Annotated in this window: 20 protein-coding genes; 7 read left to right on the top strand and 13 right to left on the bottom strand. The window is 61.3% G+C overall.

Annotated features, from left to right (window positions below):
* Positions 1-195 precede the first annotated feature (195 nt).
* The 8 genes from P5706_RS25955 to P5706_RS25920 form a co-directional block, all read right to left on the bottom strand.
* A complete protein-coding gene (locus P5706_RS25955) occupies positions 196-1830 on the bottom strand; it encodes an ATP-dependent DNA ligase (RefSeq protein WP_200434779.1) in 1635 nt (544 codons plus the stop codon).
* A complete protein-coding gene (locus P5706_RS25950) occupies positions 1827-2831 on the bottom strand; it encodes a ligase-associated DNA damage response exonuclease (RefSeq protein ID WP_285682934.1) in 1005 nt (334 codons plus the stop codon). Before P5706_RS25950 ends, P5706_RS25955 begins: the two co-directional genes overlap by 4 nt.
* A gap of 1173 nt (positions 2832-4004) precedes the next feature.
* The gene (locus P5706_RS25945) at positions 4005-6446 is read right to left on the bottom strand and encodes a penicillin acylase family protein (protein ID WP_285682932.1); all 2442 of its coding nucleotides are present in this window, start codon (positions 6444-6446) and stop codon (positions 4005-4007) included.
* 225 nt (positions 6447-6671) lie between these two features.
* On the bottom strand, positions 6672-7316 hold the full coding sequence (locus P5706_RS25940) for a glutathione S-transferase N-terminal domain-containing protein (RefSeq protein WP_285682930.1): 645 nt from the start codon (positions 7314-7316) through the stop codon (positions 6672-6674).
* Positions 7317-7409: 93 nt separating this feature from the next.
* Positions 7410-8195 (bottom strand): ABC transporter ATP-binding protein, encoded by a 786-nt coding sequence (locus P5706_RS25935; RefSeq protein WP_200434575.1) that lies wholly within the window; start codon positions 8193-8195, stop codon positions 7410-7412.
* Entirely contained in the window at positions 8192-9250 is a 1059-nt protein-coding gene (locus tag P5706_RS25930) for a FecCD family ABC transporter permease (protein WP_200434576.1), read from the bottom strand. Before P5706_RS25930 ends, P5706_RS25935 begins: the two co-directional genes overlap by 4 nt.
* A 187-nt stretch (positions 9251-9437) precedes the next feature.
* The gene (locus tag P5706_RS25925) at positions 9438-10553 is read right to left on the bottom strand and encodes an ABC transporter substrate-binding protein (protein WP_285682925.1); all 1116 of its coding nucleotides are present in this window, start codon (positions 10551-10553) and stop codon (positions 9438-9440) included.
* Positions 10554-10578: 25 nt separating this feature from the next.
* On the bottom strand, positions 10579-12963 hold the full coding sequence (locus P5706_RS25920) for a TonB-dependent receptor (protein WP_285682924.1): 2385 nt from the start codon (positions 12961-12963) through the stop codon (positions 10579-10581).
* A 197-nt stretch (positions 12964-13160) separates the two neighbouring features.
* Between P5706_RS25920 and P5706_RS25915 the strand changes: the two genes are divergently transcribed.
* Both P5706_RS25915 and P5706_RS25910 read left to right on the top strand, forming a co-directional pair.
* Entirely contained in the window at positions 13161-13871 is a 711-nt protein-coding gene (locus P5706_RS25915) for a response regulator (RefSeq protein ID WP_285682922.1), read from the top strand.
* Positions 13868-15253: an ATP-binding protein gene (locus P5706_RS25910; RefSeq protein ID WP_285682920.1), complete on the top strand. Its 1386-nt coding sequence runs from the start codon at positions 13868-13870 to the stop codon at positions 15251-15253. Before P5706_RS25915 ends, P5706_RS25910 begins: the two co-directional genes overlap by 4 nt.
* Positions 15254-15378: 125 nt before the next feature.
* Here P5706_RS25910 and P5706_RS25905 read toward each other — a convergent pair whose 3' ends face one another.
* The 4 genes from P5706_RS25905 to P5706_RS25890 are packed head-to-tail and all read right to left on the bottom strand — an operon-like array spanning position 15379 to position 17063.
* The gene (locus tag P5706_RS25905) at positions 15379-15591 is read right to left on the bottom strand and encodes an SEC-C metal-binding domain-containing protein (protein ID WP_082463548.1); all 213 of its coding nucleotides are present in this window, start codon (positions 15589-15591) and stop codon (positions 15379-15381) included.
* Positions 15588-16070, bottom strand: a complete 483-nt coding sequence (locus P5706_RS25900) for an LEA/WHy family protein (RefSeq protein WP_285682916.1) — start codon at positions 16068-16070, stop codon at positions 15588-15590. The genes P5706_RS25905 and P5706_RS25900 overlap by 4 nt, the downstream gene beginning before the upstream one ends.
* A gap of 20 nt (positions 16071-16090) precedes the next feature.
* The gene (locus P5706_RS25895; protein ID WP_285682914.1) at positions 16091-16561 is read right to left on the bottom strand and encodes a YchJ family protein; all 471 of its coding nucleotides are present in this window, start codon (positions 16559-16561) and stop codon (positions 16091-16093) included.
* Positions 16562-16565: 4 nt separating this feature from the next.
* A complete protein-coding gene (locus tag P5706_RS25890) occupies positions 16566-17063 on the bottom strand; it encodes a DUF6231 family protein (RefSeq protein ID WP_285682912.1) in 498 nt (165 codons plus the stop codon).
* A 190-nt stretch (positions 17064-17253) separates the two neighbouring features.
* Here P5706_RS25890 and P5706_RS25885 point away from each other — a divergent pair, with 190 nt between their 5' ends.
* The 3 genes from P5706_RS25885 to P5706_RS25875 all read left to right on the top strand — a co-directional run bounded on the left by P5706_RS25885 (position 17254) and on the right by P5706_RS25875 (position 19126).
* Complete coding sequence (locus tag P5706_RS25885) at positions 17254-17949, top strand: PA1041 family peptidoglycan-binding anchor lipoprotein (RefSeq protein WP_200434585.1); 696 nt, start codon at positions 17254-17256, stop codon at positions 17947-17949.
* A gap of 132 nt (positions 17950-18081) precedes the next feature.
* Positions 18082-18375 (top strand): DUF1145 domain-containing protein, encoded by a 294-nt coding sequence (locus tag P5706_RS25880; RefSeq protein ID WP_056857501.1) that lies wholly within the window; start codon positions 18082-18084, stop codon positions 18373-18375.
* Entirely contained in the window at positions 18368-19126 is a 759-nt protein-coding gene (locus P5706_RS25875) for a collagen-like protein (RefSeq protein WP_200434587.1), read from the top strand. Before P5706_RS25880 ends, P5706_RS25875 begins: the two co-directional genes overlap by 8 nt.
* Positions 19127-20139: 1013 nt before the next feature.
* On the opposite strand, the gene P5706_RS25870 is transcribed toward P5706_RS25875, so the two are convergent.
* A complete protein-coding gene (locus P5706_RS25870) occupies positions 20140-20604 on the bottom strand; it encodes a CopD family protein (RefSeq protein WP_219337711.1) in 465 nt (154 codons plus the stop codon).
* A 99-nt stretch (positions 20605-20703) separates the two neighbouring features.
* Here P5706_RS25870 and dinG point away from each other — a divergent pair, with 99 nt between their 5' ends.
* Both dinG and P5706_RS25860 read left to right on the top strand, forming a co-directional pair.
* Positions 20704-22848: an ATP-dependent DNA helicase DinG gene (gene dinG, locus P5706_RS25865; RefSeq protein WP_138816424.1), complete on the top strand. Its 2145-nt coding sequence runs from the start codon at positions 20704-20706 to the stop codon at positions 22846-22848.
* Positions 22849-22946: 98 nt separating this feature from the next.
* A complete protein-coding gene (locus tag P5706_RS25860; RefSeq protein ID WP_285682907.1) occupies positions 22947-25244 on the top strand; it encodes a beta-galactosidase in 2298 nt (765 codons plus the stop codon).
* Positions 25245-25324 lie beyond the last annotated feature (80 nt).

Below are 25324 nucleotides of genomic sequence, written 5' to 3'. Positions count from 1 at the left end.
CGAATGAGTGTTTTAAAAGGTGGGATAAGGGAGTTCTCAGCGTAGGAGATGCCCGAAAATGGGCATGGAAAATTCAATGCACCATTTTGGATCTTGCCCGGATTCAAAAATGTGGGAGCTGGCTTGTCGGGTCCCACAGGGTTCTGCAGTCTTTGGCAGTAAGGGGTCATGGCAGTAAGGCATGGCAGTAAGGGGTCAGGTCAACAAGTCCTGCAAGGTCCCGAGGTTGTCGGCTTCTTCCACTGTCTTATCCTGCCGCCACCGCAACATCCTGGGAAACCGCACCGCAATCCCGCTTTTATGGCGCTTGGACAGCGCAATCCCCTCAAACCCCAGTTCAAACACCATGCTCGGCGTCACGCTACTGACCGGGCCGAACTTCTCCACCGTGGTCTTGCGCACAATGGCGTCGACCTTGCGCATTTCTTCGTCGGTCAGCCCTGAATACGCCTTGGCGAATGGCACCAGTGTGCGCTCAGTGCCGGGCGGGCCGTCCCACACCGCGAAGGTATAGTCGCTGTACAGGCTGGCGCGCCGGCCATGGCCACGCTGGGCGTAGATCAATACGGCATCAACGCTGAACGGGTCGACCTTCCATTTCCACCAGATGCCCATGTCCTTGGTGCGGCCCACGCCGTACAGGCCATCGCGGGCTTTTAGCATCATGCCTTCCACGCCCAGGCGGCGCGAGTCTTCGCGTTGCTCAGCCAGATCATTCCAACTCGCCCCCGTCAGCAACGGTGACGGCAACAGTACGGGCTGGTTGCACTGCGCAATCACCTGCTCAAGCTGGGCGCGGCGCTCGGCCTGGGTGTGGTTGCGCCAGTCGTCGCCCTGGTGCTCCAGCAGGTCATAGGCCAGCACCGCGACCGGTGCATCCTCAAGGACTTTTTTGCTCAAGGTTTTACGGCCAATGCGTTGTTGCAGCAGGGCGAAGGGTTGCACTGCGTCTTTCCACACGACAATTTCGCCATCGATCACCGTGCCATCCGGCAGGCCGCTGACCAAGCTGTGCAGTTCGGGGAAGCGCTCGGTGACCAACTCTTCACCGCGCGACCAGACCCACAGGCGGCCTTCGCGCTTGACCAGTTGCGCGCGAATGCCATCCCACTTCCATTCCACCTGCCAGTCGGCGGGCGCGCCGAGCAAAGTGTCGAACTGCTCCACCGGTTGCGCCAGCCCATGGGCCAGAAAAAACGGATATGGCTGCCCGCCACGTTGCGCATGCTCGTCAGACGATTCGGCGGCGATCAGCTTGAGGTAGCCTTCGGCCGTAGGCCGGTTGGACAGGTCGGTGTAGCCCACCAACCGTTGTGCCACACGTTTGCTGTCCAGCTCGGCCATGGCGGCGAGGGCGCGGGTCACCAGCAGTTTGGACACGCCGACACGAAAACTGCCGGTGATCAATTTGATGCACACCATCAGGCTCGGCTGATCGAGCTGCGCCCATAACGCGGGCAGGCGCTCGGCCAATTCCAGCGGCGGCAGACCCCGCAGCGGCAGCAACTTTTCTTCCAGCCACACCGCCAGCCCGTCCTCCGAGGTGTAGGAGGATTCGGGCAACAACAGGGAAATGGTCTCGGCCAGGTCGCCTACCGACTGGTAACTTTCTTCGAATAACCAAGGTTCTATGCCCGACGCTGCGGTGGCCATATCGCGCAGTAAACGGGTCGGCACCAATTGCCGAGGCCGGCCGCCGGAGAGGAAATACACCGCCCAGGCTGCATCCTCGGGTGGTGCCTGGCAAAAGTAGGCTTGCAGCGCCGCCAGCTTGGCGTTGCTGGAGGTGGTGGCGTCGAGGTTGGCGTATAGCTCGGCGAAGGCTTTCATGCCGTGGCCTCTTCTTCGTCATCGCCGTATTCGGTGGTGAACCCTTGGGCATCCAGGCCCTTTTCGCGCAGATGACGTACCAAAACGCCGACAGAGCCATGGGTGACCATCACCCGTTCGGCGCCGGTCTGTTCGATGGCCCACAGCAATCCGGGCCAATCGGCGTGGTCCGAGAGCACAAAGCCCCGGTCCACACCGCGCCGCCGTCGCGTGCCACGCAGGCGCATCCAGCCGCTGGCGAAAGCGTCGCTGTAGTCGTCGAAGCGCTTGATCCAACTGCTGCCACCGGCAGACGGCGGCGCAATGATCAGTGCCTGACGCAGCAATGGGTCAGTCTTTTTGAAGTCACCGGCATACAGGGTTTCGGGGATATAGATGCCGGCCTCGCGGTATACGCGGTTCAGCGGTTCCACCGCGCCATGGCTGAGGATCGGGCCGATGCTGGCGTCGATGCCATGCAGGATGCGCTGGGCTTTGCCAAAGGAGTAACAGAACAACACGCTGGCCTTGCCGTCCGCGATATTGGCCTGCCACCAGTCATTGATGCCGGCAAAAATCTGCGCCTGGGGCTGCCAGCGGTAAATCGGCAGGCCGAAGGTGGATTCAGTAATAAAGGTGTGGCAACGCACCGGCTCAAAGGGCGCACAGGTGCCGTCGGGTTCGACTTTGTAGTCGCCGGAGGCTACCCAGACTTCGCCTTGGTATTCCAGGCGCACCTGGGCGGAACCGAGTACATGCCCGGCGGGGTGGAAACTCAGGGTGACGCCGTGATGGACGAGTTTTTCGCCGTAGGCCAGGGTTTGCAGGTTGATGTCCTGGCCCAGTCGCGAACGCAGGATGCCTTCGCCGGGAGCGGCGGCCAAGTAATGCTGGTTGCCGGTGCGGGCATGGTCGCCGTGAGCGTGGGTGATGACGGCGCGGTCCACCGGGCGCCAAGGGTCGATGTAGAAATCTCCCGCAGTACAATAGAGGCCTTCGGGGCGGGCGATGACAAGGTCCATGGGCGTGCCGGGTGCGATGGGCTTATCAGGTATGAGGGGAGTGGGACTTGAGAAGTTCTATCTAAATGCAGGCGATCAAATGTGGGTGCCGGTGTGTCTGCGATGGCGGTGCATCGGCCACTTGATCAGTGACTGACACGGCTTCATCGCAGCATGGGTATCTACACAATTTTAACGGGCTGACCAGGAGGATGGGCGAGCGTGCGGGCGGGGGCATATCCGTTGCTGCGGTAACGGCTTCTATTGGTTCCGCTCTTACAGCGGGTCACTTTTGTAAAGACACAAAAGTAACCAAAAAGTCTTCGCCCCAACACTCGGTGCCTCGCTATGGCTCGGCATGCCCGCAATCCGCCAGTGATTTGGGGGGCCGCCGCGATGGGCCATCCTTGGCCCAGCGCGGCTAAACCGGCATCCCTGCCGGTTTACCCCCCAAATCCCTGTCAGATTCCGGCCATCGTGTTTGACGGGGCGATTTCAGATCAAGATCAAAAGCGCAGATCAAAAGACCGCTGACTTCGTCATCGAAAAGGATGTAAGGGCCAGAGCAACAGCAACAGCAACAGCAGAGCCATACTCGGTCAAAGGTGGGAGCTGGCTTGTCGAGTCGTCGCACCGCTGCGATGGCATCAACTCGGTGTGCCTGATACACCGAGGTGCCTGCATCGCAGGCAAGCCAGCTCCCACAGAAAAGCAGCTCTTCAGTGTATGTAAATCCGCTTTAGCTTTTGATCTAACCACTCAGGTCGGCTTTCAGGCCGCCGTGCTGTAGATCTTGATCTTGATCTGCTTTTGATCTGAGACGCCCCGTTAACCACGATGGCCGAACGCAGGCTTGAATCCGTGGGTAACCCGGCAGGACGCCGGGTTAGCCGCGCTGGGCCAAGGATGGCCCATCGCGGCGGCCCACGGATTCAAGCCGGAGTGAGGGCACACCGAGCCTAAGCGAGGTGCCGAGTGGTGGGGCGAGGACCTTTTGGTTACTTTTGACTGGGCCGGCATTCCGGTCCTTGCAAAAGTGACCCGCTGTAAGAGCGGAACCAATAGAGGCCGTTACCGCTGCAACGGATATGTACACCGACAAACCGCTATCACAGGCAAGCCAGCTCCCACAGTTTGATGGCGTGACGCGGAGCGTCACAGGATGCATTCCCACGCAGAGCGTGGGAACGATCATCACTTGCCGGGTGTGAGGGTCAAGCGGGTTTTCCCATACACCTTGTCAAAGTTCTGCGGCTGCATCGGGAAGCTCAGGTATTGCGCCTTGAGCGACGCATCGATGCCGTTCGCATAATTGGGGCTCGCCGGGTTGCCGGATTGGCCGATGCCACCTTGACCCATCATCGGTTCGATTTGGCCGAAGTCGACGATCATGCGCAGCGCCGGCACTTGGGTGGTGACAAAATCCTGCCCCCAGCTGTAGGGCGCCGGGTTCAGGGTATTGTGGTCGCCGCCACTGGCAAACGGGCCGCGTATCACCTGGCCATTGGTGTTTTTCCAGGTGGTGGTGTGCAGTTTGCCCCACTGCCAGGCCTTGTGATCGCCACCCAATTGGCTGTCGCCAGCGGTGATGGCGGCGGCAAGGCTGCGGGCGAGGATCGCCGGTTTGTCTTCTTTTTGCGCGGTGCGCACGTCGTCCCAGAACGGGCTGTCTTCGCGGCCCAGTAAGTGGTCGGCGTTGGCGGAATAGGACAGGTTGGCGTTGCTGACAAAGGCTTTCCAGCTGGCGCTGTTTTCCGGACCGAGTTCGTCGAGGAAGATCTGTTTGGTGCTTTCCTGCAGGAACAGCTCATAGATCGCCGCGTCGGCGGAGGTCGGTGCCAGGCGACCGTCAAAGGCCATCAAGCGACTGAGCGCTTCGCGGGCCTTCACGGCTTCGGCTGCCGGCAGCGCATCGATTGCCTGTTTCAGTGGCTGGGCCATGCCCGGCGCCTGGAACATGGTCTTGAGCTTGGCGGCGAACGTGGTGGTCTGGTCGTACTGCATGGCGATCATGCTGCGGCTGTCATGCTTGCCGGCGTTGGCCAGTTGCGCCAGGCGCTCGCTGCGCTCCGGGGCGTCCCAGGAGTTGGACAACTGCATGCCATAACCGCGTGGCGCGGTGCGCTGGTTGGCCGTGCCGATCCAGCCTTGGGTCGGGTCTTGATCGTAAGGGTGCAGCATCGCGTCGGCGTAGCCGTCCCAGTCAAAGCGCGCGTCCCAGCCCGGCGAGGGCAGCAGACCTTCGCCTTCGCGGCGGTTGGGGAAGCGGCCGGTGACTTGCCAGCCAATGCTGCTCGCGTCGGCAAAGATCATGTTGAGGGCGATGGCGCGGATCTCCCGGGTCGCGTCCGAGGCCTTGCCGGCGCTTTGGGCGCGGGACAAGTCGAAGAACGCGTCCAGGCTCTTGTCGTCCTTGAGGTCGGCGGTTTGCAGGGCCAGGCCGAACCCGGTGGTGAGTGCCTGGCTGCTGTTGAGCAGGGCGCCGTGGCGGGTTTCGTACACCACTTCGCGAATTGGCCTCTGGCCCTTGGCGAAGTAGGTTTCGTTACGCACGCCGGCCGGTAGCCATTTACCGTTGTTCTCGTAGTACAACGCGCTGCCTTGGCGTTTGACCTTCTCCAGGAACAGGTCCTGGGTGTCGCCTTTGACCGCGCTCATGCTCCACGCCACTTTGCCGTTGAAGCCGGACAGCAGGGTCGGCAAACCGGCAATCGAGACGCCGACCGCCTGGTATTTCGGCGCACGGATCTGCACGTAGTTCCACGGCGACGGCGCTTGTGGCTGGGCTGCCAGGTCGCTGGCCAGCAGGCTTTTGCCACTGCGGCTGCGTTGCGGGCCGATGGCCCAGTTGTTGGAGGTGGTGACGGCCAGTGCGTTGAGGCTGTTCAACTGCTGGCCGATGCTTTCAAGCCCGGCAAGGCCGGTGATCTGGCCAAGGTTCACGCCCTTGAGCTTGTCGGCTTCGTCCATCGGAATCGGCTCATCCGGCGCACTCGGCGTCAGCCAGGCGAGCTTGTCGGCGCCGACTTTCTGCGCCAGCACCAGTGACGAGAGTTCTTCCTGCAGGTTGCTCGACTCGCTGAAATTCAGCAGGCAGAACAGCAGCGCCGAATCTTCCGGCTTCCAGTACTCGGGCTTGTAGCCGGTCTGGGCCAGGTCCGGCGGCAGCTTGTCGCGGTAGCGGAACAGGTAGGCGTTGACGCCACGGGCATACACCTCAAAGAAGCGCTTGAGGCGCGGCGACGAAGCGTTATACAGCTCACCGGCGCTTTTTTTCAGGTTGACCGCACGCATGAAACGGTCGACATCCAGCACTTGCGGACCGGACATTTCCGCCAGGCGGCCCTGGGCCAACAGGCGCAAAGTGACCATCTGCGTGATGCGGTCGCTGGCGTGTACATAACCGAGGCTGAACAGCGCGTCATGGAAGGTGTTGCTTTCGATCAGCGGCATGCCTTGGGCATTGCGGCGCACCGACACATTCTGTGCCAGGCCTTTGATCGGTTGCACACCGGCCACCGGCGGCAGGGTGTCCTGGGTGCTCTGGAGCTGGCAACCGGCCAGGCTTAAAGCACTGGCCACTGCCGCGGCAACGCCGAACCGGGGGATAAAGTGTGAGAGGGCTGGCGAGGCCATGGCAAAGCTCCTGCGGGGGGTAGCGTCATTAAAGGCGCTACGTTAGTGAGCGCGGCGAAACGACGCAAGCAGGAGTTTGGGTTAAGCGTGAGATCTTGAGACCGGTAGAGATCAATGTGGGAGCTGGCTTGCCTGCGATGCTGACGCCTCGGTGTCTCAGTTACACCGAGGTGATGCTATCGCAGGCAAGCCAGCTCCCACATTTTGACCGAGCAGGACTTTGAATCAGGATTTTGGCGGATTCACTTTCTGCACCAGTTCATACGCCCGCACCGTCGCCGGCCGTTCCTTGATGCTGTTGAACCAGCGCTGCACGTGCGGGAAGTCTTCCAGACGCTGGCTCTGCCACTTGTGGGAAACAATCCATGGGTAGATCGCCATGTCGGCGATGCTGTAGTCCTCGCCCGCCACGAACGCGCGATCTGCCAGGCGTCGGTCCAACACGCCGTACAAGCGCGCGGTTTCGTCCACGTAACGCTTGATCGCGTAAGGAATCTTTTCCGGTGCGAACTGGCTGAAGTGATGATTCTGACCCGCCATCGGACCCAGCCCGCCCATTTGCCAGAACAGCCATTGCAGCACTTCCTGACGGCCGCGCAGGTCTTTTGGAATGAATTGGCCGGTTTTTTCCGCGAGGTACAGCAAGATCGCGCCGGATTCGAACAGCGAAATCGGCGCGCCGCCGTCGGTCGGGTTGTGATCGACGATGGCCGGGATGCGGTTGTTGGGAGCGATCTTCAGGAAGTCCGGCTTGAACTGGTCGCCCTGGCCGATGTTGATCGGGTGCACCTTGTAGGGCAGGCCGGCTTCTTCCAGGAACAGCGATACTTTGTGACCGTTGGGGGTGGTCCAGTAGTACAGGTCGATCATGAAGCTCTCCAAATGAGCGAATGCCTGTCTCTATAGGTGATGATCAAGGGGCAATAATTCAATCAAACATTTACGTCTAACCTTAGAAGCAAATCACACCGCACCATCGACCAACACCTGCAATGACTGCTGCGAGCACCGCTCAATGCGCACCTGTACGCCATAGACCTCGGCAAACAACGCCGGGTCGAGCACTTCATCCGCCACGCCGCTGGCGTACAACCGGCCCTGGCGCAGCACGGCAATATGGTCGGCGAAGCGTGCAGCCAGGTTGATGTCATGCAGCACCACCACGGCGATCAAGTTGTGTTCGCGCACCAGCGCGCGCACGCAGTCCATGACTTTCAATTGGTAATTGAGGTCGAGCGCGCTGGTGGGTTCGTCGAGCAGCATCACTTGCGGGCGCCGCGCAATCAGCTGCGCGAGGCTGACCAATTGGCGCTGGCCGCCCGATAACGTGCTCAGCAGTTGATCGGCCAAATGCGCGATGCCGATACGCTGCAATGCTTCGAAGGCTTCGCGCAGGCAGGCTTCGCTGGATAACGGAATGCCGTCCACATTGGCCACACGCAGCGCGGCGATCACGCTTTCCATCACGCTGAGGCTCAGGCCCGGCGGCAGGTTTTGCGGCATGTAAGTCACGCGTCGCGCACGCTCGGCCACCGACATGGCTGACAGGTCAAGGTCACCCAGCCTTACCACGCCTTGCATCTTTTCCAGCCCGGCGATGGCCCGCAGCAGCGTGGATTTACCCGCGCCATTAGGGCCGATCAAGGCGGTGAGGCTGCCGTGGGGCAGGGTCGGCAAGCTCAGCTCATGCACAATCTGCCGGCGCCCGTAGCTGACATTGGCGTTGTGTACCGATAACCCCGCACTCATAACTGCCTCCCACGCTTGAACACCAACACCACAAAAATCGGCACGCCTACCAAGGCGGTGACAATGCCCACCGGCACAATCACGCCGGGCATGATCAGTTTGCTGGCAATCGACGACAGCGCCAGCAGCAACGCGCCGGTCAACGCACTGGCGGGCAGCAGGAAACGCTGGTCTTCACCCACCAGAATCCGCGCGATATGCGGCCCCACCAAGCCGATAAAACCGATGGTGCCGACAAACGCCACGGCAGTGGCCGACAGCAGGCTGATACGCAGCAACGAAAAAAAACGCAGGCGCTTCACGTCCACGCCAAAGCTTTGTGCGCGGTCTTCGCCCATGCGCAGCAGGGTCAGGCGCGGCGCGGCGGCGAAGGAAAACGGCAGCACCACGGCAACGACAAAGGCGAGGATGCCGAGCTTGTCCCAGTTGGCACGGGTCACGCTGCCCAAGGTCCAGAACACTAGCTGTTGCAACACGTCTTCGGTGGCCACCAGTTGCAGCAAGGCCACCACGGCGTTGCAACTGAACACCAGCGCGATGCCGAATAGCACCAGGCTTTCCACGCCCGCCCCGCGCAGGCGTGACATGGCTTGCAGCAAGAATACCGAGGCGGCGGCAAAGATAAACGCCGAGATGGAAATCGCGGTATTGGCCGACACCCACAGCGTGGTCACCGGAAACACGATGACCAACGACGCGCCCAAGGCCGCCGCCGACGACACGCCCAACGTAAACGGGCTGGCCAACGGGTTATTGAGGATCGCCTGCATCTCGGCCCCGGCCAGCGACAGCGCGCAACCCACCAGCACCGCCATCAGCGCGTAGGGCAGGCGCACGTTCCAGATGATCACCTGGTCAGTGGCGCTCAGGTGCGACGGATGCAGGATGCCGTCGAGCAACGCCAACAGGCCCATGCCCGACGGGCCGCTGGCCAGGTCCACCAGAATGGCGCAGACCAGCGCGAAGCCGAGCAGCGCCAACAGCCAGGCACGCCGGGCCAGCAAGCGGCGATAGCCGTGAGTGGCACTGGCAAGGTCGAGAGTTTGAGTGGTCATGGGGCTCACACAATGTTGAAAACAACGAAAATTCAAATGTGGGAGCTGGCTTGTCGGGTCGCCGCATCGCTGCGATTGCGGTGTGCCAGTCGATTAATTCAGTGACTGACACACTGCTATCGCAGGCAAGCCAGCTCCCACACTGACTGCATTCCTGCATTCCTGCATTCCTGCAGGTCGACAGGTGTTACTTGGCCGTGGCGTCAATCCAATAAGCACCCTGCAACGGCATCCCCAGGAACTGCTGGTTGATCTGTTCCATGGTGGCCTGCGGATCTAGTTTGGCGAACAGTTGCGGGTGTACCCATTTGGCCAATACTTCAATCGCCAGCAGGTTGTACGGCGAGTTGTAGAAGTCATGCCACAGGCCGTGGGCATTGCCCTCGCGGATGGCACGCAGGTTGGCGAACTCCGGCCGCGCCAGTACCCGATCAAACGCCTCGCGGGCTTCATCGGTGCTCACGCCAGCGCCGAGAATCAACCCTGGTTTGTGATTGCCGGTGGCCACGTACACATCCGGGTCGGCCTTGAGCGCGTATTCAACGCTGATATCCCCCAGCGCACCCGGCACCACATCGGCGGCGATATTGCGCCCGCCGACCAGCTTGATCACTTCACCCATGCCGCTTTTGCCGGTGGTGTGCCCCGGCGCCTGCCAGGCACCGGCCAACAGTTCTAGGAACACACTCGGGCGCGGGCCGGCCGGCAAGGTGGCAACGGCGTCGGTGATGGCCTTGATGTGCTGGTCATAGAAACCCAGGAACGCCTTGGCCTGGGCTTCACGGCCCAAGGCCTGGCCCAGCGCGTTCATGCTGGTGTGAGTGCCCTGCACCGGGTTGATGCGAAAGTCGACGAACAACACCGGGATGCCGGCTTTGGCCAGCACGTCTGCCACCGCGCTGTGTTCGGTCGGGCCGTGGCCGGAAATGCTGAACACCGCCAGGTCCGGTTTCAGCGAGAGAATTTCCTCAGCGCTGACACTCTGCTCCGACGCTTGCCCGATCAACGGGATGTCTTTGACCGTCGGAAACTTCGCCACATAGGCGTTGTAAGTGTGCTGGTCCAGCAGCTTCAAATCATTCTGCCAGCCGACGATGCGTTGGAACGGCGCGTCCTTGTCGAGCAAGGCAAACGCCGAAATCAAGCGGCCTTCGCCGAGTACCACCCGTTTGACGTGGTCTTTGACGTCGACCTTGCGGCCCAACACGTCGGTGACTTCATGGGCGGCGGCAGTTTCGGCGTGGCCGAGGACCAGCGCGGCGCACAGCACGCCAAGCTTGATCACGTTACGAGGTTTGAACATGCAAAGGACTCCGTGTGAGGGGCAATCAGAATTCATAATCGACACTGGCGGTAAGCGTGCGACCGGCACCTGGGATGCCGTAGAGCTGGAAGCCGTCAAGGGACGCGCCGACCTGGCTGTAATAGAACTTGTTAAACACGTTGTTGAGGTTGAGGTTGACCGTGGTGTCCTTGTTCACCTTGTATTGCGCCGCCAGGTTGCTCAGCCAGTAACCCGGGGCTTTTTCGTGGTCGCGGGTGTAGATCGCATACACACCGGACGGGCCGTTGGCGTAACTGCTGTTGTTGTTCAAACCGCCGACATACTTGTTGTCGCTGTAGCGGCGACGGCCCACGTATTGCTCGCCGTAGCTGAGGCTCAGGGCGTCGGTGACGGCGTAGGTGGTCCACAGGTTGGCGGTCAGGTCGGGAACGTTCTTGGCTTCGGCGCCCTTGTTGATGCCTTTGGTCTGCGTGCTTTTGAGCGCCGAGAAGCCGGTGTAGGCGGTCCAGCGCGGGGTGATATTGCCTTGCAGGCCGAGTTCGATGCCGTCCACACGCTTGGCGGGCAGGGCGCGCACCGGGGCGGATTCGCCGTCCTGGTATTCCCAGGCGTTGTCCAGTTCGGTGCGGAAGATCGCCGCCGTGACATTGAGCATGTCGTGGGCAATGTCCCACTTGGTGCCGATCTCGTAGGTTTTCGATTTGGCCGGGCTGTAGTTGCTGGTGGTGGACGCGCCGTAGATCTGGTTGTTGGTGGACGCGCCCAGCGCCGACGGTTGTGCCGCCTCGCTGTAAGACACGTAGATGCTGCCGTTCGGCAATGGCTTGTACACCGCGCCGACGCGACCACTCACCGCACCGTCGGTGCTGCTGATGTCGGCCTGGCCGCGCTGGCTGGTTTGCGCGCGCCAGTTGTCGTAGCGCAGCGAGCCGAGCACTTGCCATTGCTCGTTGAGGGTGACGGTGTCGCCCGCGTAGATGCCGGCGTTATCGATCACTGAGCGCGGGTCGCCTTCGCCTTTGGTCACGTAGGTGCTGGTGAAGCTGTGGCTGGGGTCGTTCATGTTGAAGAACATGTCGCCGGCCGGCACTTCGGCGTTGCGTTTCAGGCCGCCATACGTCTCGTGATAGAACTCCAGGCCACTGACCACGGCGTGCTGCAGGCTGCCGGTGTTGAACGTGAAGCTGAAATCGGTCTGGTTATCCAGGATGGTGTAGCGCTTGGACAAGCCAAAGTCGCTGCCCCGCAGGATGCCGTAGCCGGTGTTGCTGTTGTTCACGTAGTCGGTGTAGGCATTCACCGTGCTGCCGGGCACTTGGCTGATTGGCCCTACGCCGGTGTAGCCCAAGGTCGCACAGCGGGCGCCAGTGCAGGTTTTTTTACCGCTTGCATCGGCGGCGAAGAAGCGTGCCGGGGACAGTACGGCAAAGTTGTCGCTGCGTTCCCAACGGGTCTGGTTGCGCAGGTGGGCGTCGTTCCAGTCAAAGTCATGCTCGAAGCGAGCGGTCAGCGAGGTGGTTTCGTTCTCCTGCGTATAAAGGCTGGAGTCGCCGTACCAGTTGGAGCGTTTGACGCCGGGCATGCGGTGGCCGTCGGTGCCGCGCTGGATCGGCACGCCGCCGTCCGGGGTGTTGGTGTCTTTCTGGTAAAAGGTGTCGACGAAGAAGCGCGTGTCGGTGCCCAGGCCGAAGCCGAACGAGGTGGCGATGCCCCAGCGGTCGTAGTCCACGTCGTCGCGGTCGGCCACTTGGTTGTAGTGCTTCATCAGGTTGATGCGCACGGCGGTGGTGTCGTTCAGCTGTTTATTGAGGTCGGCGGTGAGGCGACGGTAGCTGTCGGTGCCGATCCCGGCGGACACCTTGTTGGCGTCGCCCAAGTGCGCTTCTTTACTCACCAGGTTGACGCTGCCGCCCACGGCGGAAACGCCCGACTCGATCGAGCCGGTGCCCTTGAACACTTCGGCCTGTTGCAGGTTGAAGGTGTCGGTACGTGTGGACATGCCCGCATCGCGCACGCCGTCGACGGTCAGGCTCTGCTCGGAGGAGAAACCGCGGATCGAAAACAGATCGCCCCAGCCCAGGTTGCCTTCGCCGGACATGAAGGTGATGCCGGGCACGTTGCGCAACACTTCCTGCAAGGTCTGCGCGTTCTGCTCCTTAAGCACCTGCTGCGGCACGATGGTCACGCTTTGCGGGGCGTCGAGCAGTGGCTGGCTGATTTTGGCCGAGGTCACGCGGTCGACTTTGAACGTGGAGGTGGCTTCCTGGCCGTCGACCTTGATTTGCGGCAGGCTTACCACCGAATCATTCGGCGTGGCGGCCGGCGCATCGGCCCAGGCGGTCGGCGCAACACTGCCGGCGGCGAGGAAACCGAACATCGGTGCCAGGGTTGTGTGCAGCGTGTGACGTTGGGGCGTGGGCAATGACATAGGTGATGATCCGAGTCTAAATTACAATTACTCTCATTTAGGTTCGGTAGTCTAAAGAGCGATTCCGCCTGCCATGCCCTGGCTTTGTATCGCTGATGCGTGATTATGGTTTCCTACAACATTCCATTACATTTGCGTGTATCGCTGGATGAAATTTCGGCTATCTCCTGCGTTTTGAGTTTTCGGATTGACTGCCCATGGCCAAGCTTGACCACCTGCTGATCGTTGATGATGACCCGCAAATCCGTCAGTTGCTCTGCGACTACTTGAGCGACGCGGGTTTTCAAGTGTCCACCGCCGCCGACGGCAAGGAAATGCGCCGCCGCCTGGCGCTGAATGTGATCGACCTGATCGTGCTTGACCTGATGCTGCCCGGCGAAGACGGCTTGAGCCTGTGCCGCGAACTGCGCGTCAGCTCCAACACGCCGGTGGTAATGCTTACCGCCAAAGGCTCGTTGATCGACCGCATCGTCGGCCTCGAAATCGGCGCCGACGACTACCTGCCCAAGCCGTTCGACCCGCGTGAGTTGCTGGTGCGGATCAAGGTGGTGCTGCGCCGGGTGCAGAGCTTTCCGGACCGCGCGCGGCTGGACGAGGCGCCGAGTATTCATTTTGCCGGCTGGCAGCTCGACACGCGCGCGCGGCAATTGCTCACGCCCGAGGGCGTGGTGGTGAGCCTGGGCAACTCGGATTACCGCGTGCTGCGCCTGCTGTTGCAGCACCCGAACCGGCCATTGAGTCGAGATTTTTTGCTCAACCATGTGTTCGACAAGGACAGCACGCCGTTCGACCGCTCCATCGACGTGTGCGTCAGCCGCCTGCGCTCGCAGCTGCCGGCGGGGCTGATCAAAACCGTGCGCAATGAGGGTTACATGCTGACCGCCGATGATGTGGTGCTGGAGTCGTGAGACTGCTGCCGCGTTCGCTGTTCGGGCGGCTGGTGCTGATTCTGGTCAGCGGCATGCTCGCGGCCCAGGCGCTGACCAGCAGCATCTGGTACGACCGTCGGCATGGCCAGGTGCTGGAGATTCCTGCGCGGTTGATCGCCACACGCCTGGCTGACGTGGTGCGCCTGGTACACAGCGACCCGCAACAGGCCGACCAGTTGATCAAACTGCTCAATACGCCGCACTTTCAGCTGACCTTAAGCGATCAGGCCAGCAGCACGCCGAGCACGTTGACCGACAGTGACCGGCCCACCGAGCGGCTGATAAAGCAGGTGCTGTCGCAGAAAACCGGTTATTCCCAGACCCTGATGTTGTTGCGCCTGTCTCTGGTCGATGGCGAGGGGCAAAGCGCCGGTCTCTCGACCCTGCTCAGTTCCAAGCCGGTCATCGGGCAGTTCCTGATCGACCTGCGCCTGCCCGATGGGCGCTGGTTGCAGGTGGACGCCAGTGAGGAGCAGGGCTGGACCAGTACGTCGCCGCTGGATTTGCTGTTCGACTACGTGATGCGCATCTATTTGTTACGTGTGCTGGTGCTGGTGATCATCGCGCTGGTGGCGGTGCGCCTGGCCATCCGCCCGCTCAATGCCTTGGCCAAGGCCGCCGAAGCCCTGGGCCGGGATATTCAGCGCCCGCCGTTAGCGTTGGACGGTCCCACCGAAGTGCGCCGCGCGGCCCAGGCGTTTAATGCGATGCAGCAACGGCTGATCGCCAACATTGCCGAGCGCACGCGCTTTCTGGCGGCGATTTCCCACGACCTGCGCTCGCCGATCACACGCCTGCGCCTGCGCACCGAAATGCTCGAAGACACGCGCACCAAGGAGCGTTTTCGCAGCGACCTGGAAGAAATGGAACACATGGTCTCCAGCACCCTGGATTTTGTCAGCAGCGGTGAAATCAACGAGACACGGCAGAACATCGACATCAATGCCTTGCTGCAAAGCCTGCAGGCCGACCTTGAAGACGTGGGCGAAAGCGTGACCATCGTCGGTCGCGCCCGGCAACCGCTGCCGGGCTATGCGCGCAGCCTCAAGCGTTGCGTGCAGAACCTGCTGGAAAACGCGGTGCGTTATGGCCGGGAAGTGGTGGTGCGGGTGGAGGATCAGGCGGACAGTTTGAAAATCGTCATCAGTGACCGTGGCCCGGGGATCCCCCAGGAACAGTTGGAGCAAGTGATGGAGCCGTTTTACCGCATCGAAGGCTCACGCAACGCCGACACGGGCGGTTACGGGCTAGGGCTGAGCATTGCACACACGATTGCACGGGCGCATGAGGGGCGGTTGAGTTTGAGTAATCGTGAGGGTGGGGGATTGGAGGTGGTGCTGCAGTTTCAGAGAAAGCTCTGATCTGAAATGCGGAGCGAATGTGGGAGCTGGCTTGCCTGCGATGGCGGTGGGTCAGCTGACACATTGTTAACTGTCAGATGGCTATCGCAGGCAAGCCAGCTCCCACACTGACTGCATTCAGTGCATCAGGCCCCGTGGCACTTCTTGAATTTCTTCTCACTGCCGCACGGGCAAGGATCGTTACGACCCACGTCCTTCAACGCGTTGCGCACCGGCTCCTGGTGAGCGTGGCCGCAGTTCGGGCCGTGGACATGGCCGTGGTCGTGATCATGGCCGTGATCATGGTGATCGTGATCGTGGTTGCAGTCAGGACCATGGACATGGGGTTGCTGAGTCATCGATGTCGCTCCGGAATAAAATCGCCGGGGATTATCTCGCCATTGTGAGCGACCTGCACGTCATTACCGATGAATAATCCGGTTTTCAGCTCACCTTCCAGGCGATACGGCACGGGTTTAGTCGGGTTTTTGAGCATTTGCACCACGTCACGGATCTGCGGCCAGAGGTTGGTGCGCACCTTCACCCGAAAAAAACCGTGGCTTCGCGGCGGTATGGTCAGCCATTCATTGGACTCGCCTTCGGTGAGCACAAAACCACCCAGGCGCACCTTATAGATCAGGCCGCGCACCGTGAGGTCGGCGTCGTCGCGGTTATCCACGCGAAACCACAGTTTGAATTTCTGCTCCAGCAGCTTGGCCCGCACCACCTCGACTTTCACCAGGGCGACGTGGGGTGTAGGTGCATCGTCTGCAAACCACGACGCGCAGCCGCTGAGACTCAGGGTCAACGCCACCATCAAGCTGTACATCCGAAGCATGGCGTTTTCCCTGTGGGTGGTTAGAGGTAGCTGGAACAGCACTTCTTGAATTTTTGGCCACTGCCGCACAAACATACATCATTGCGCCCGGTCTTCACCTCAACCGTTGGGTCGATGAAGTACCAGTGCCCGTCATTCTGTACGAAAGAAGACTGCTCACGGTGGCTGTGCTCGCCGGTGCTGTCATGCCAGCGCGCCGTAAAGGTCACGAATGCATGTTCCGGCTGGCCGCCGAGCACTTCCGAACCTTCCACCTCCAGGCCCAGCCAGGTGCTCTGTGCGCTCCAGGCGCTGATCGCGTTGCGATCGAGGCCGGCTTGCTGCGCGGGCAAGGTAGTGGCCACCAGGTAGTCCACCAGGCCCAGCACATAGGCGCTGTAGCGCGAGCGCATCAGCGCGGTGGCGCACGGCGCGGGGTGGCCGGCGTGATAGTGGCCGCAGCAGGCATCCAGCAGGTTGCCGCTGCCGCAGGGGCAAATGGATGTACTCATCGGGTTACCACCAATACTTTCCAAAATTTTCCGGGTTGGCCCAGAAACGGGCATTGAGCCAGTCGGGCACCTGTTTGTAGTCAAGCAGATCATAGGTAAACAGTGTCAGTACCTGCTCGTCGCGCTGGAAACGCTCGCCGGCTTGCAGGGCCAGGGAGAAGAAGTCGGTGTCTTTCCAGCCGCAGGCGCCCAGGTCCACCAGCACCGCAATGCGGCTGCTATTAAGGTTGCGAATGCCGCCGAGCAAGGTCAGGCCTTGCGGTTTTGACAGGTGCTCCAGGCAGTCGACCACCAACGCCAGGTCAAAACGCTGCGCCGCGAGTTCAGCCGGCAACGGCCCGGGCGCAGCGATGGCCACGACGGTGTCGGGGTGCTCGGCCTGAAACGCCTCCAGCGCTGGAAACTGGCTGGCGCCCAACAACAACAGGCGTTTGGGCTGGTGTAAATCGAGCAAAGCGGCCAGGGCTTGCTGGGGAGTACGGGAAGAAATACCAGCGGTCATCACAGATCCTCACATCAGAACCCTAGAGACTAGCGCGGCTGAGCGTGCGGGCCTAGAGCGGGCGGCAGCGAAAAGTCCTAAAAATGCGGCGATCCTCAATGAAACCGGGGGTGTGGCGTACTGGCGCAGATGAAAAGAGCGGTCTTTACTCCACCTGTCGGCCCCCGCCGACACCCTCAGGAGAAATCACTTGAGCATCATGCGGACAGCTCTACCCTTGGTTCTGCTAACCGGAGTATTGACAGGTTGCGCAGGGTTGCAAAAAACCGATTGGCCCACCTGTGCAGCAGTCGGTGGTGTGACGGGCGCTGCGATTGGCGCCACTGAAAGCTCGGCCTACGCGGGCGCGGGTGCGCTGTTGATTGGCGGCATGGCCGGCGCCTATTGCTGGGTGCATGGCGACGGCGACGAAGATGGTGACGGTGTGCCGGACAGCCGCGACAAGTGCCCGGGCACCCCCAAAGGCGTGCAGGTCGATGCCAATGGTTGCCCACCGGCGCCGCCGGCCGCCGTGGTTGAGGAAGTGGTGGTGGTCAAGGAAGAAACCATCGTGATTCGCGATGTGCACTTCCAGTTTGACTCCGCCAAGCTGACGGCTGCGGACAAAACCAAGCTCGACACCATCGCCACTCGCCTTAAACAAGAAGCCCCAAGCGCGCAACTGCGCGTCAGTGGGCATACTGACAGCGTCGGTAAAGATGCCTACAACCAGAAACTCTCGGAAAAACGCGCCCACTCGGTGACGGATTACCTGGTCAGCTCCGGTGTGCCTCGCAGCAACTTTGTCTCGGTGACCGGTGCCGGCGAAAGCCACCCAGTGGCCGATAACAAAACCGCTGAAGGGCGTGCGTTGAACCGTCGCGTGGAAATCCAGATCAACCGCTGACAGCCCTTGCCCCTGCGGGCACCGCAGGGGCATTGCCGGCGACCCTTTGCAAGTTTTTTCATCCTTCACTGGCAAATCGCCTGCAGAAGTCGTTACTGTGCGCCCAAAGAATAATAGGCAGGGGCATGCGGGATGAAGGTGTTTTGGGGGCTGGGGAAGTTTCTGACGTTGTTGTTCTGGGTGGTGGTGCTGGTCAACCTGTTCCGGCCGCTGACCAATCCGTTTCACCTGTTGGTCAGCCTGGCCGGCAGTCTGTTGTTACTTACCCACCTGCTCGAATTGCTGTTGTTCAACAGCAGCTTGAAACACCGTGCCCACCCTTGGCGTGACCGCTTGCAGATTCTGCTGGTGGGGATGTTCCATGTGCGGGGCCTGTCGGCGCCTGCAACGGTTAATGAAACGAACAAGGAGGCCAATCATGCATAAGGTTTTTCTGTTGGCCCTGTTGGTCAGCCCCGTTGCCCTGGCGCAGAGCGTCAGTGTTGAGACCAACTCGCTGATGCGCCTGCCCAGCAGCACCAGCGTGTTGCAACTGGAGCGCCTGGATGTGGCGGACTACGGCACGTTGCTGGTGCCGGCGACCATCAGCCAAGTGACCGTGGATGAGTTGCATCTGGGCCGCGAGGCGCGCATCACCATCGCCCCCGGCAATACCGCGCTGCAATTGCAGGTGCGTAATGCGCAACTGGAGCATGGCAGCCAGATCACTTCACGCGGTGCCCCAGGAACCCACGAAAAACCAGCCAAGGCCGGGCGTGACCTGGTGCTGCGCATTAACGCGCTGACCGCCGATGAGCTGTCGGTGGATGCCCGTGGCGGCGCCGGTGCTCAAGGTTATGCAGGCCTGGATGGCGCCAACGGCGTGGACCCAGGTTGCACCTGGGGTTCCGCCGGGCGTGGCGCCAATGGCGATAACGGCGGCGACGGCCTGCCGGGCGCGTCGGGTGCGACCGTACGGGTTGAACTGCCACAAAGCTTCCCGGCTGAGCAGATCAAAGTGTGGGTCGATGGCGGGCCGGGTGGCTTGGCCGGTACGGCGGGCAAACCGGGCAAAGGCGGGCAGTCCAAAGGTTGCCTGGTGTACCGTGCCGATGGCGGCGATAAAGGCCGGCCAGGGCTGGAAGGGCAACCGGGGCCTGCAGGGCCTGCAGGGGCTGTGACCATTCAGCGGTTGTGAGTCGCTTGAACTGACGCTATCGCGGGCAAGGGTATTTACACAACGTTAACATTGAGGCGGTCTTGGTGGTGCAGGGTGGTCGGGGGCATATCCGTTGCTGCGGTAACGGCTTCTATTGGTTCCGCTCTTACAGCGGGTCACTTTTGTAAAGACACAAAAGTAACCAAAAAGTCTTCGCCCCAACACTCGGTGCCTCGCTATGGCTCGGCATGCCCGCAATCCGCCAGTGATTTGGGGGGCCGCCGCGATGGGCCATCCTTGGCCCAGCGCGGCTAAACCGGCATCCCTGCCGGTTTACCCCCCAAATCCCTGTCGAATTCCGGCCATCGTGTTTAACGGGGCGATTTCAGATCAAGATCACGATCAAAAGCGCAGATCAAAAGACCGCTGACTTCGCCAGCGAAAAGGATGTAAGAGCCAGAGCAACAGCAACAGCAACAGCAAAGCCCTACTCGGTCTAATGTGGGAGCTGGCTTGCCTGCGATGGCATCAACTCGGTGTACCTGATACACCAAGGTGTCTGCATCGCAGGCAAGCCAGCTCCCACAGAAAAGCAGTTCTTCAGTGTATTCAGATAGGCTTTTGCCTTGCACTTGATCTGGCTCTTGCTTCAACCACTCAGGTCGGCTTTCAGGCCGCCGTGCTGTAGATCTTGATCTTGATCTGAGACGCCCCGTTAACCACGATGGCCGAACGCAGGCTTGAATCCGTGGGTAACCCGGCAGGACGCCGGGTTAGCCGCGCTGGGCCAAGGATGGCCCATCGCGGCGGCCCACGGATTCAAGCCGGAGTGAGGGCACACCGAGCCTAAGCGAGGGGCCGAGTGGTGGGGCACAGACCTTTTGGTTACTTTTGGGGCGTTTGCCAAAAGTGACCCGCTGTAAGAGCGGAACCATACTCAGCCGTTACCGCAGCAACGGATATACATCCCCCCCCCACGGCGACGATAAAACACCACAAACGCCAATAGGTGTTTAGATACCTATGCCGCGATGAGGCCCTGAAAGACAACCTCAGAACATCGGCCGCGCCGAAGCAATCGCCACCACCACCAACCCCACTATCAAATTAATCCCCACCAATTTGCGGATCTGCCCCAGCGCAACCGCGCCCGCCGGCCAATCCTCAGCCGCCACCGCCGTGCGCAGTTCCGGGAACTTCAGTGCCTGAATGCGGATAAACAGCGCCGTCATCACCAGATACAGCCCCATCATCACCTGCACATAACGCGGCGCGGTCTCAAAACCACTGAAGCGCAGCTGCAACAGGCCAATGCCGCTGATCGGCAAAATCAGCACCGCGACCCAGACCCACACAAAAAAACGTTGAAACACATTTGCCCACAGCTTGAGCCGGGCAGGGCCGTCAAGTGCCGCCATGGCGGCGGGGCGCAGGATCATCCAGGCGAAAAACATACCGCCGACCCAAACCAGGGCGGCCAATACATGCAGGGTGTAAGCGAGGCTAAACGCGGTCATTGTGGTACTCCGTTCTGCGCGGGATTAATTAGCGGGGTATGATAGCGGCCGATCCGAACCACTGAAAATTTATCCAGCGTTTTTTGCGCCCGACTATCCATGATCAGCACTGAACTCAAAACCACGATCCAGGGCGCCTATTCGCGTTTTCTTGAAGCCAAGAGCTTGAAACCGCGCTACGGCCAACGCCTGATGATCGCCGAAGTGGCCAAGGTCCTCGGGGATATCGACACCGACGACGAAGGGCGGCGCAGTGGCGACCCTGCGATTGTGGCCGTCGAGGCCGGCACCGGCACCGGCAAGACCGTGGCCTACAGCCTGGCCGCGATCCCCACCGCCAAGGCCGCGGGCAAGCGCCTGGTGATCGCCACCGCCACCGTCGCCCTGCAGGAGCAGATCGTCTACAAAGACCTGCCCGACCTGATGCGCAACAGCGGCCTGAACTTCACCTTTGCCCTGGCCAAGGGGCGTGGGCGCTACATGTGCCTGTCCAAGCTCGACGTGTTGCTGCAGGAAGGCCATGCGCAAACCGCCACTGCCTCGTTGTTCGAAGAAGAAGGCTTCAAGATCGAGGTGGATGAAGTCAGCCAGAAGCTGTTTACCAGCATGATCGAGAAACTTGCCGGCAACAAATGGGACGGCGACCGCGACAGCTGGCCAACCGCCCTGGAAGACTCGGACTGGGCACGCCTTACCACCGACCACAGCCAGTGCACCAACCGCCATTGCCCCAACTTCGGCCAGTGCGCCTTCTACAAGGCCCGCGAAGGCATGGGCAAGGTCGACGTGATCGTCACCAACCACGACATGGTACTGGCTGACCTGGCCCTGGGCGGCGGCGCGGTATTGCCGGACCCGCGCGACACCCTCTACGTATTCGACGAAGGCCACCACCTGCCGGACAAGGCCATCGGCCACTTCGCCCACTACACGCGTCTGCGCTCCACCGCCGATTGGCTGGAAACCACCGCCAAGAACCTCACCAAGTTGCTGGCCCAGCACCCGCTGCCCGGCGACCTGGGCAAGCTGATCGAACAGGTGCCGGAGCTGGCGCGGGAGATCAAGACCCAGCAGCAGTTCATGTTCAGTGCCTGCGAGCAGGTCGCCGACTTCAAGCCCGGTGAAGATGTGGAGGGCCGTGAGCGGCCGCGCCACCGCTTTGTCGGCGGATTGATCCCCGAGCATATGCGCGAAATGGGCATCGAGTTGAAGAAGGGCTTTTCACGCCTTACCGACCTGTTCACACGCCTCACCGACTTACTCAAGGAAGGCATGGACGGCGAGGTCAATATTGGTATCGCCAGCAACCAGGCCGAGGAGTGGTACCCACTGTTCGGCAGCCTGCTGTCGCGCTCCCAGGGCAACTGGGAGCTGTGGACCGCCTTCACCGTCGAAGACCCGGAAGACAACCCGCCGATGGCGCGTTGGCTGACCCTGTCCGAAAGCGGTGCGCTGTTCGATATCGAGGTTAACGCCAGCCCCATCCTGGCTGCCGAAATGCTGCGCCGTAATTTGTGGAACGTCGCCTATGGCTGCCTGGTGACCTCGGCCACGCTGACGGCCCTGGGTACCTTCGACCGCTTCCGCATGCGCGCCGGGCTGCCGAAAAAAGCCGTGACTGCCGTGGTGCCGAGCCCCTTCCACCACGCCGATGCCGGCGTGCTGCGGGTGCCGGACCTCAAGGCCGACCCACGGGATGCGCCAGCACACACCGCTGCGATCATCCGCGACCTGCCCGAATTGGTCGAAGGCTCACGCGGCACACTGGTGCTGTTTTCGTCGCGCAAACAGATGCAGGACGTGTTCGACGGCCTTGACCGCGACTGGCGCAAACAGGTGTTTATCCAAGGCAACCTGTCCAAGCAGGAAACCCTCAACAAGCACAAGGCGCGGGTCGATGGCGGCGATTCCAGCGTGTTGTTCGGCCTGGCCAGTTTTGCCGAAGGCGTAGACTTGCCCGGCGCCTATTGCGAGCACGTGGTGATTGCCAAGATCCCGTTCTCGGTGCCGGATGATCCGGTCGAGGCGGCCTTGGCTGAGTGGATCGAAGCGCGGGGCGGTAACCCGTTCATGGAAATCTCGGTGCCGGATGCGTCCTTGAAGCTGGTCCAGGCCTGCGGTCGCTTGCTGCGCACCGAGGAAGACCGCGGCACCATCACCTTGCTCGACCGACGCTTGGTCACGCAGCGCTATGGCAAAGCTATCCTCAATGCCTTGCCGCCATTCAGGCGCGAAATTTCATAAGCCACCGTGGGCGAATCCGCCCACTTCGTGGTCTATCTCACTGCCAACGCTTTATGTCATCAGGCCAGTCATCGGCCGATTGGGAGAACCTTGTTCGTATGATTCGCACGCTGCCCGCTCTTTTTGCCTTGTTGTTCGCTGCGCCCTTGATGGCCGCGCCTGCCGGGCAACAAACGCTGTTCAACTTCGTCCGGCCTGCCGATGTGGTCAAGGTGGCGACCCAGGACGCCAGCCTGCCGCAATACAACGCCGAACAAACCCCCGAAGGCGAGGTGTTGCGTCGCATCACCTTCAACCCGGCGGCCGAACCAAGCCTGGTGCTCAGCCCGCAGACTGGCGTGTGGGATTGGTCGCAATCCGGTGCCATGAGCCTGCGTATCCAAAGCGCCATGGATTGGGCGCTGACCTTGTATGTCAAAGTGCAGAGCACTGACGGCAAGACCTTGGTGAGCCGCATCGACCTGCCGGCCGGCCCGGCCCAGACCCTGTTGATCCCGTTGCAAGCCAACTCGCCGCTCAGCCAGGGCATGAAGGCCGGCCCGCCCATGCCGATCACCGTGGACGGCCAGCGTGTATTGCTGGCCGCCAGTGCTGGCGAGATCGACCGCAGCCAGGTGGCCTCGGTGACGCTGTCGATGCTTAAGCCCAACGCCGCCCAAAGCATTTTGCTTGAGCGTTTTGGCGTGCAGGACAGCGAGCCGGTACTGAAGGCGGCCTACAGCGAACTGGTGGACGCCTATGGCCAGTCCACCCGTGCGCGCTGGCCGGAAAAGGTCAGCAGTGACGAGCAACTCAAAGCCGCAGCGGCCAAGGAGCAGCAACAGCTCAAGGGCTGGCTGGCCGAGCGTGATAAATCCGCCCTGGACCCATACGGTGGCTGGAACAAAGGCCCGGCGTTCGACGCCAGTGGCTTTTTCCGTACCGAGAAGCGCGACGGCCGCTGGTACCTGGTGACGCCGCAAGGCCATCCGTTTTATTCGCTGGGTGTTAACACGGTGGCACCGGACAACAACCAGACCTACGTGGCCGGCCGCGAGTGGATGTTCGCTGCGTTGCCCAAGGCCGGTGAACCGTTCGATAAGTATTACGGCCGTGGCGACAACCGAGGCGGCAACGGTGCCGATCAGGGCCGCGGCTTCAATGTCGGGCGTTGGTACGATTTCTACGGCGCCAACTTGCAGCGTACTTATGGCGGCGAAAGTTTCGACCAGAAGCGTTGGGTCAGCCACACCCTCGACCGCCTGCAAGCCTGGGGCTTCAACACCGTGGGCAACTGGAGCGATGCGGGTTTGGCCCGCGCGGACCGCGTGCCCTATACCTTGCCGCTGTCGATTGTCGGTGACTACGCCAGCATCAGCACCGGCACCGACTGGTGGGGCGGCATGCCCGACCCGTTCGACCCGCGCTTTGCCATGGCCACCGAACGCGCCGTGGCCATCGCCGCCCGCGATCACCGTGATGACCCGTGGTTGATCGGCTATTTTGCCGACAACGAGCTGGCCTGGGCCGGCCCCGGCGATGATCCAAAATCCCGTTACGCCCTGGCCTACGGCACGCTGCGCATGACCACCGACGTACCGGCCAAGCGCGCATTCCTCAAACAACTGCGCGACAAGTACCGTAACGAAGAAGGCCTGTCGAAAGCCTGGGGCATCCACCTGGCGGGTTGGGAGCTGATGGAAGACCCAGGCTTCGAGCCGCCGATGCCGAGCCCTGAGCACCCGGAAATCGAAGCCGACTTCAAATATTTCCAGCAGACCTTCGCTGACGCCTACTTCAAGACCCTCTCCGATTCGTTGAAATGGCATGCGCCCAACCAGCTGCTGCTGGGTGGTCGGTACGCCGTCAGCACGCCAGAGGCCGTGGCGTCCTGCGCCCGGTATTGCGACGTGCTGAGCTTCAACATGTACACCCTCAAGCCCCAGGATGGTTACGACTTTGCCGCTCTGCGCGCATTGGACAAGCCGGTGCTGATCACCGAATTCAACTTCGGCTCGGCCGACCGTGGCCCGTTCTGGGGCGGCGTGACGCAGTTAGCCCGTGAAGAAGACCGTGGCGTGGCGTACAGCAACTTCCTCAAGCAGGCCATGGCCGAGCCATCGATTGTCGGCGTGCATTGGTTCCAGTACCTGGACCAGCCGGTCACCGGGCGTCTGCTGGATGGTGAGAATGGCCACTTCGGGCTGGTGGGCATCACCGATGTGCCGTTCCAGGGCTTTGTCGACAGTGTGCGTAAAAGCAATTTGGCAGCGGTCGACCAGTTGGGCAAGGAAGCCGAAAAAGCCAAGGCGGCCAGCAAGGTTCGCGAGAACGAAGGCGGCAAGTCCGGGCAAGAAGGCAAAGGTGCAGGGCAGGGCGCCGGGCATGCGGGTGGACACTCTGGAAATGGCCATTGATTCATCTTTGACGGGTTCACAAAACCAACAATGACTGGAACAATGTCGGCCACTTCTTACGGTGTTTTCCAAGGCGGCTT

This window comes from Pseudomonas sp. ChxA, assembly GCF_030263855.1.
In the GTDB taxonomy this organism is placed as follows: domain Bacteria; phylum Pseudomonadota; class Gammaproteobacteria; order Pseudomonadales; family Pseudomonadaceae; genus Aquipseudomonas; species Aquipseudomonas fluorescens_CB.
Note: the sequence above shows the minus strand (reverse complement) of the source record. Positions and strands in the feature narration are given on the sequence as shown.

Bases quoted from the DNA above. Each gene is read 5' to 3' on its own strand.
- P5706_RS25935 (WP_200434575.1), bottom strand. From the start codon at position 8,195: ATGAGTGCGGGGTTATCGGTACACAACGCCAATGTCAGCTACGGGCGC.
- P5706_RS25890 (WP_285682912.1), bottom strand. From the start codon at position 17,063: ATGACCGCTGGTATTTCTTCCCGTACTCCCCAGCAAGCCCTGGCCGCT.
- P5706_RS25915 (WP_285682922.1), top strand. From the start codon at position 13,161: ATGGCCAAGCTTGACCACCTGCTGATCGTTGATGATGACCCGCAAATC.
- P5706_RS25940 (WP_285682930.1), bottom strand. From the start codon at position 7,316: ATGATCGACCTGTACTACTGGACCACCCCCAACGGTCACAAAGTATCG.
- P5706_RS25925 (WP_285682925.1), bottom strand. From the start codon at position 10,553: ATGTTCAAACCTCGTAACGTGATCAAGCTTGGCGTGCTGTGCGCCGCG.
- P5706_RS25930 (WP_200434576.1), bottom strand. From the start codon at position 9,250: ATGACCACTCAAACTCTCGACCTTGCCAGTGCCACTCACGGCTATCGC.
- dinG (WP_138816424.1), top strand. From the start codon at position 20,704: ATGATCAGCACTGAACTCAAAACCACGATCCAGGGCGCCTATTCGCGT.
- P5706_RS25950 (WP_285682934.1), bottom strand. From the start codon at position 2,831: ATGGACCTTGTCATCGCCCGCCCCGAAGGCCTCTATTGTACTGCGGGA.
- P5706_RS25905 (WP_082463548.1), bottom strand. From the start codon at position 15,591: ATGACTCAGCAACCCCATGTCCATGGTCCTGACTGCAACCACGATCAC.
- P5706_RS25945 (WP_285682932.1), bottom strand. From the start codon at position 6,446: ATGGCCTCGCCAGCCCTCTCACACTTTATCCCCCGGTTCGGCGTTGCC.
- P5706_RS25920 (WP_285682924.1), bottom strand. From the start codon at position 12,963: ATGTCATTGCCCACGCCCCAACGTCACACGCTGCACACAACCCTGGCA.
- P5706_RS25875 (WP_200434587.1), top strand. From the start codon at position 18,368: ATGCATAAGGTTTTTCTGTTGGCCCTGTTGGTCAGCCCCGTTGCCCTG.
- P5706_RS25880 (WP_056857501.1), top strand. From the start codon at position 18,082: ATGAAGGTGTTTTGGGGGCTGGGGAAGTTTCTGACGTTGTTGTTCTGG.
- P5706_RS25860 (WP_285682907.1), top strand. From the start codon at position 22,947: ATGATTCGCACGCTGCCCGCTCTTTTTGCCTTGTTGTTCGCTGCGCCC.
- P5706_RS25895 (WP_285682914.1), bottom strand. From the start codon at position 16,561: ATGAGTACATCCATTTGCCCCTGCGGCAGCGGCAACCTGCTGGATGCC.
- P5706_RS25955 (WP_200434779.1), bottom strand. From the start codon at position 1,830: ATGAAAGCCTTCGCCGAGCTATACGCCAACCTCGACGCCACCACCTCC.
- P5706_RS25900 (WP_285682916.1), bottom strand. From the start codon at position 16,070: ATGCTTCGGATGTACAGCTTGATGGTGGCGTTGACCCTGAGTCTCAGC.
- P5706_RS25870 (WP_219337711.1), bottom strand. From the start codon at position 20,604: ATGACCGCGTTTAGCCTCGCTTACACCCTGCATGTATTGGCCGCCCTG.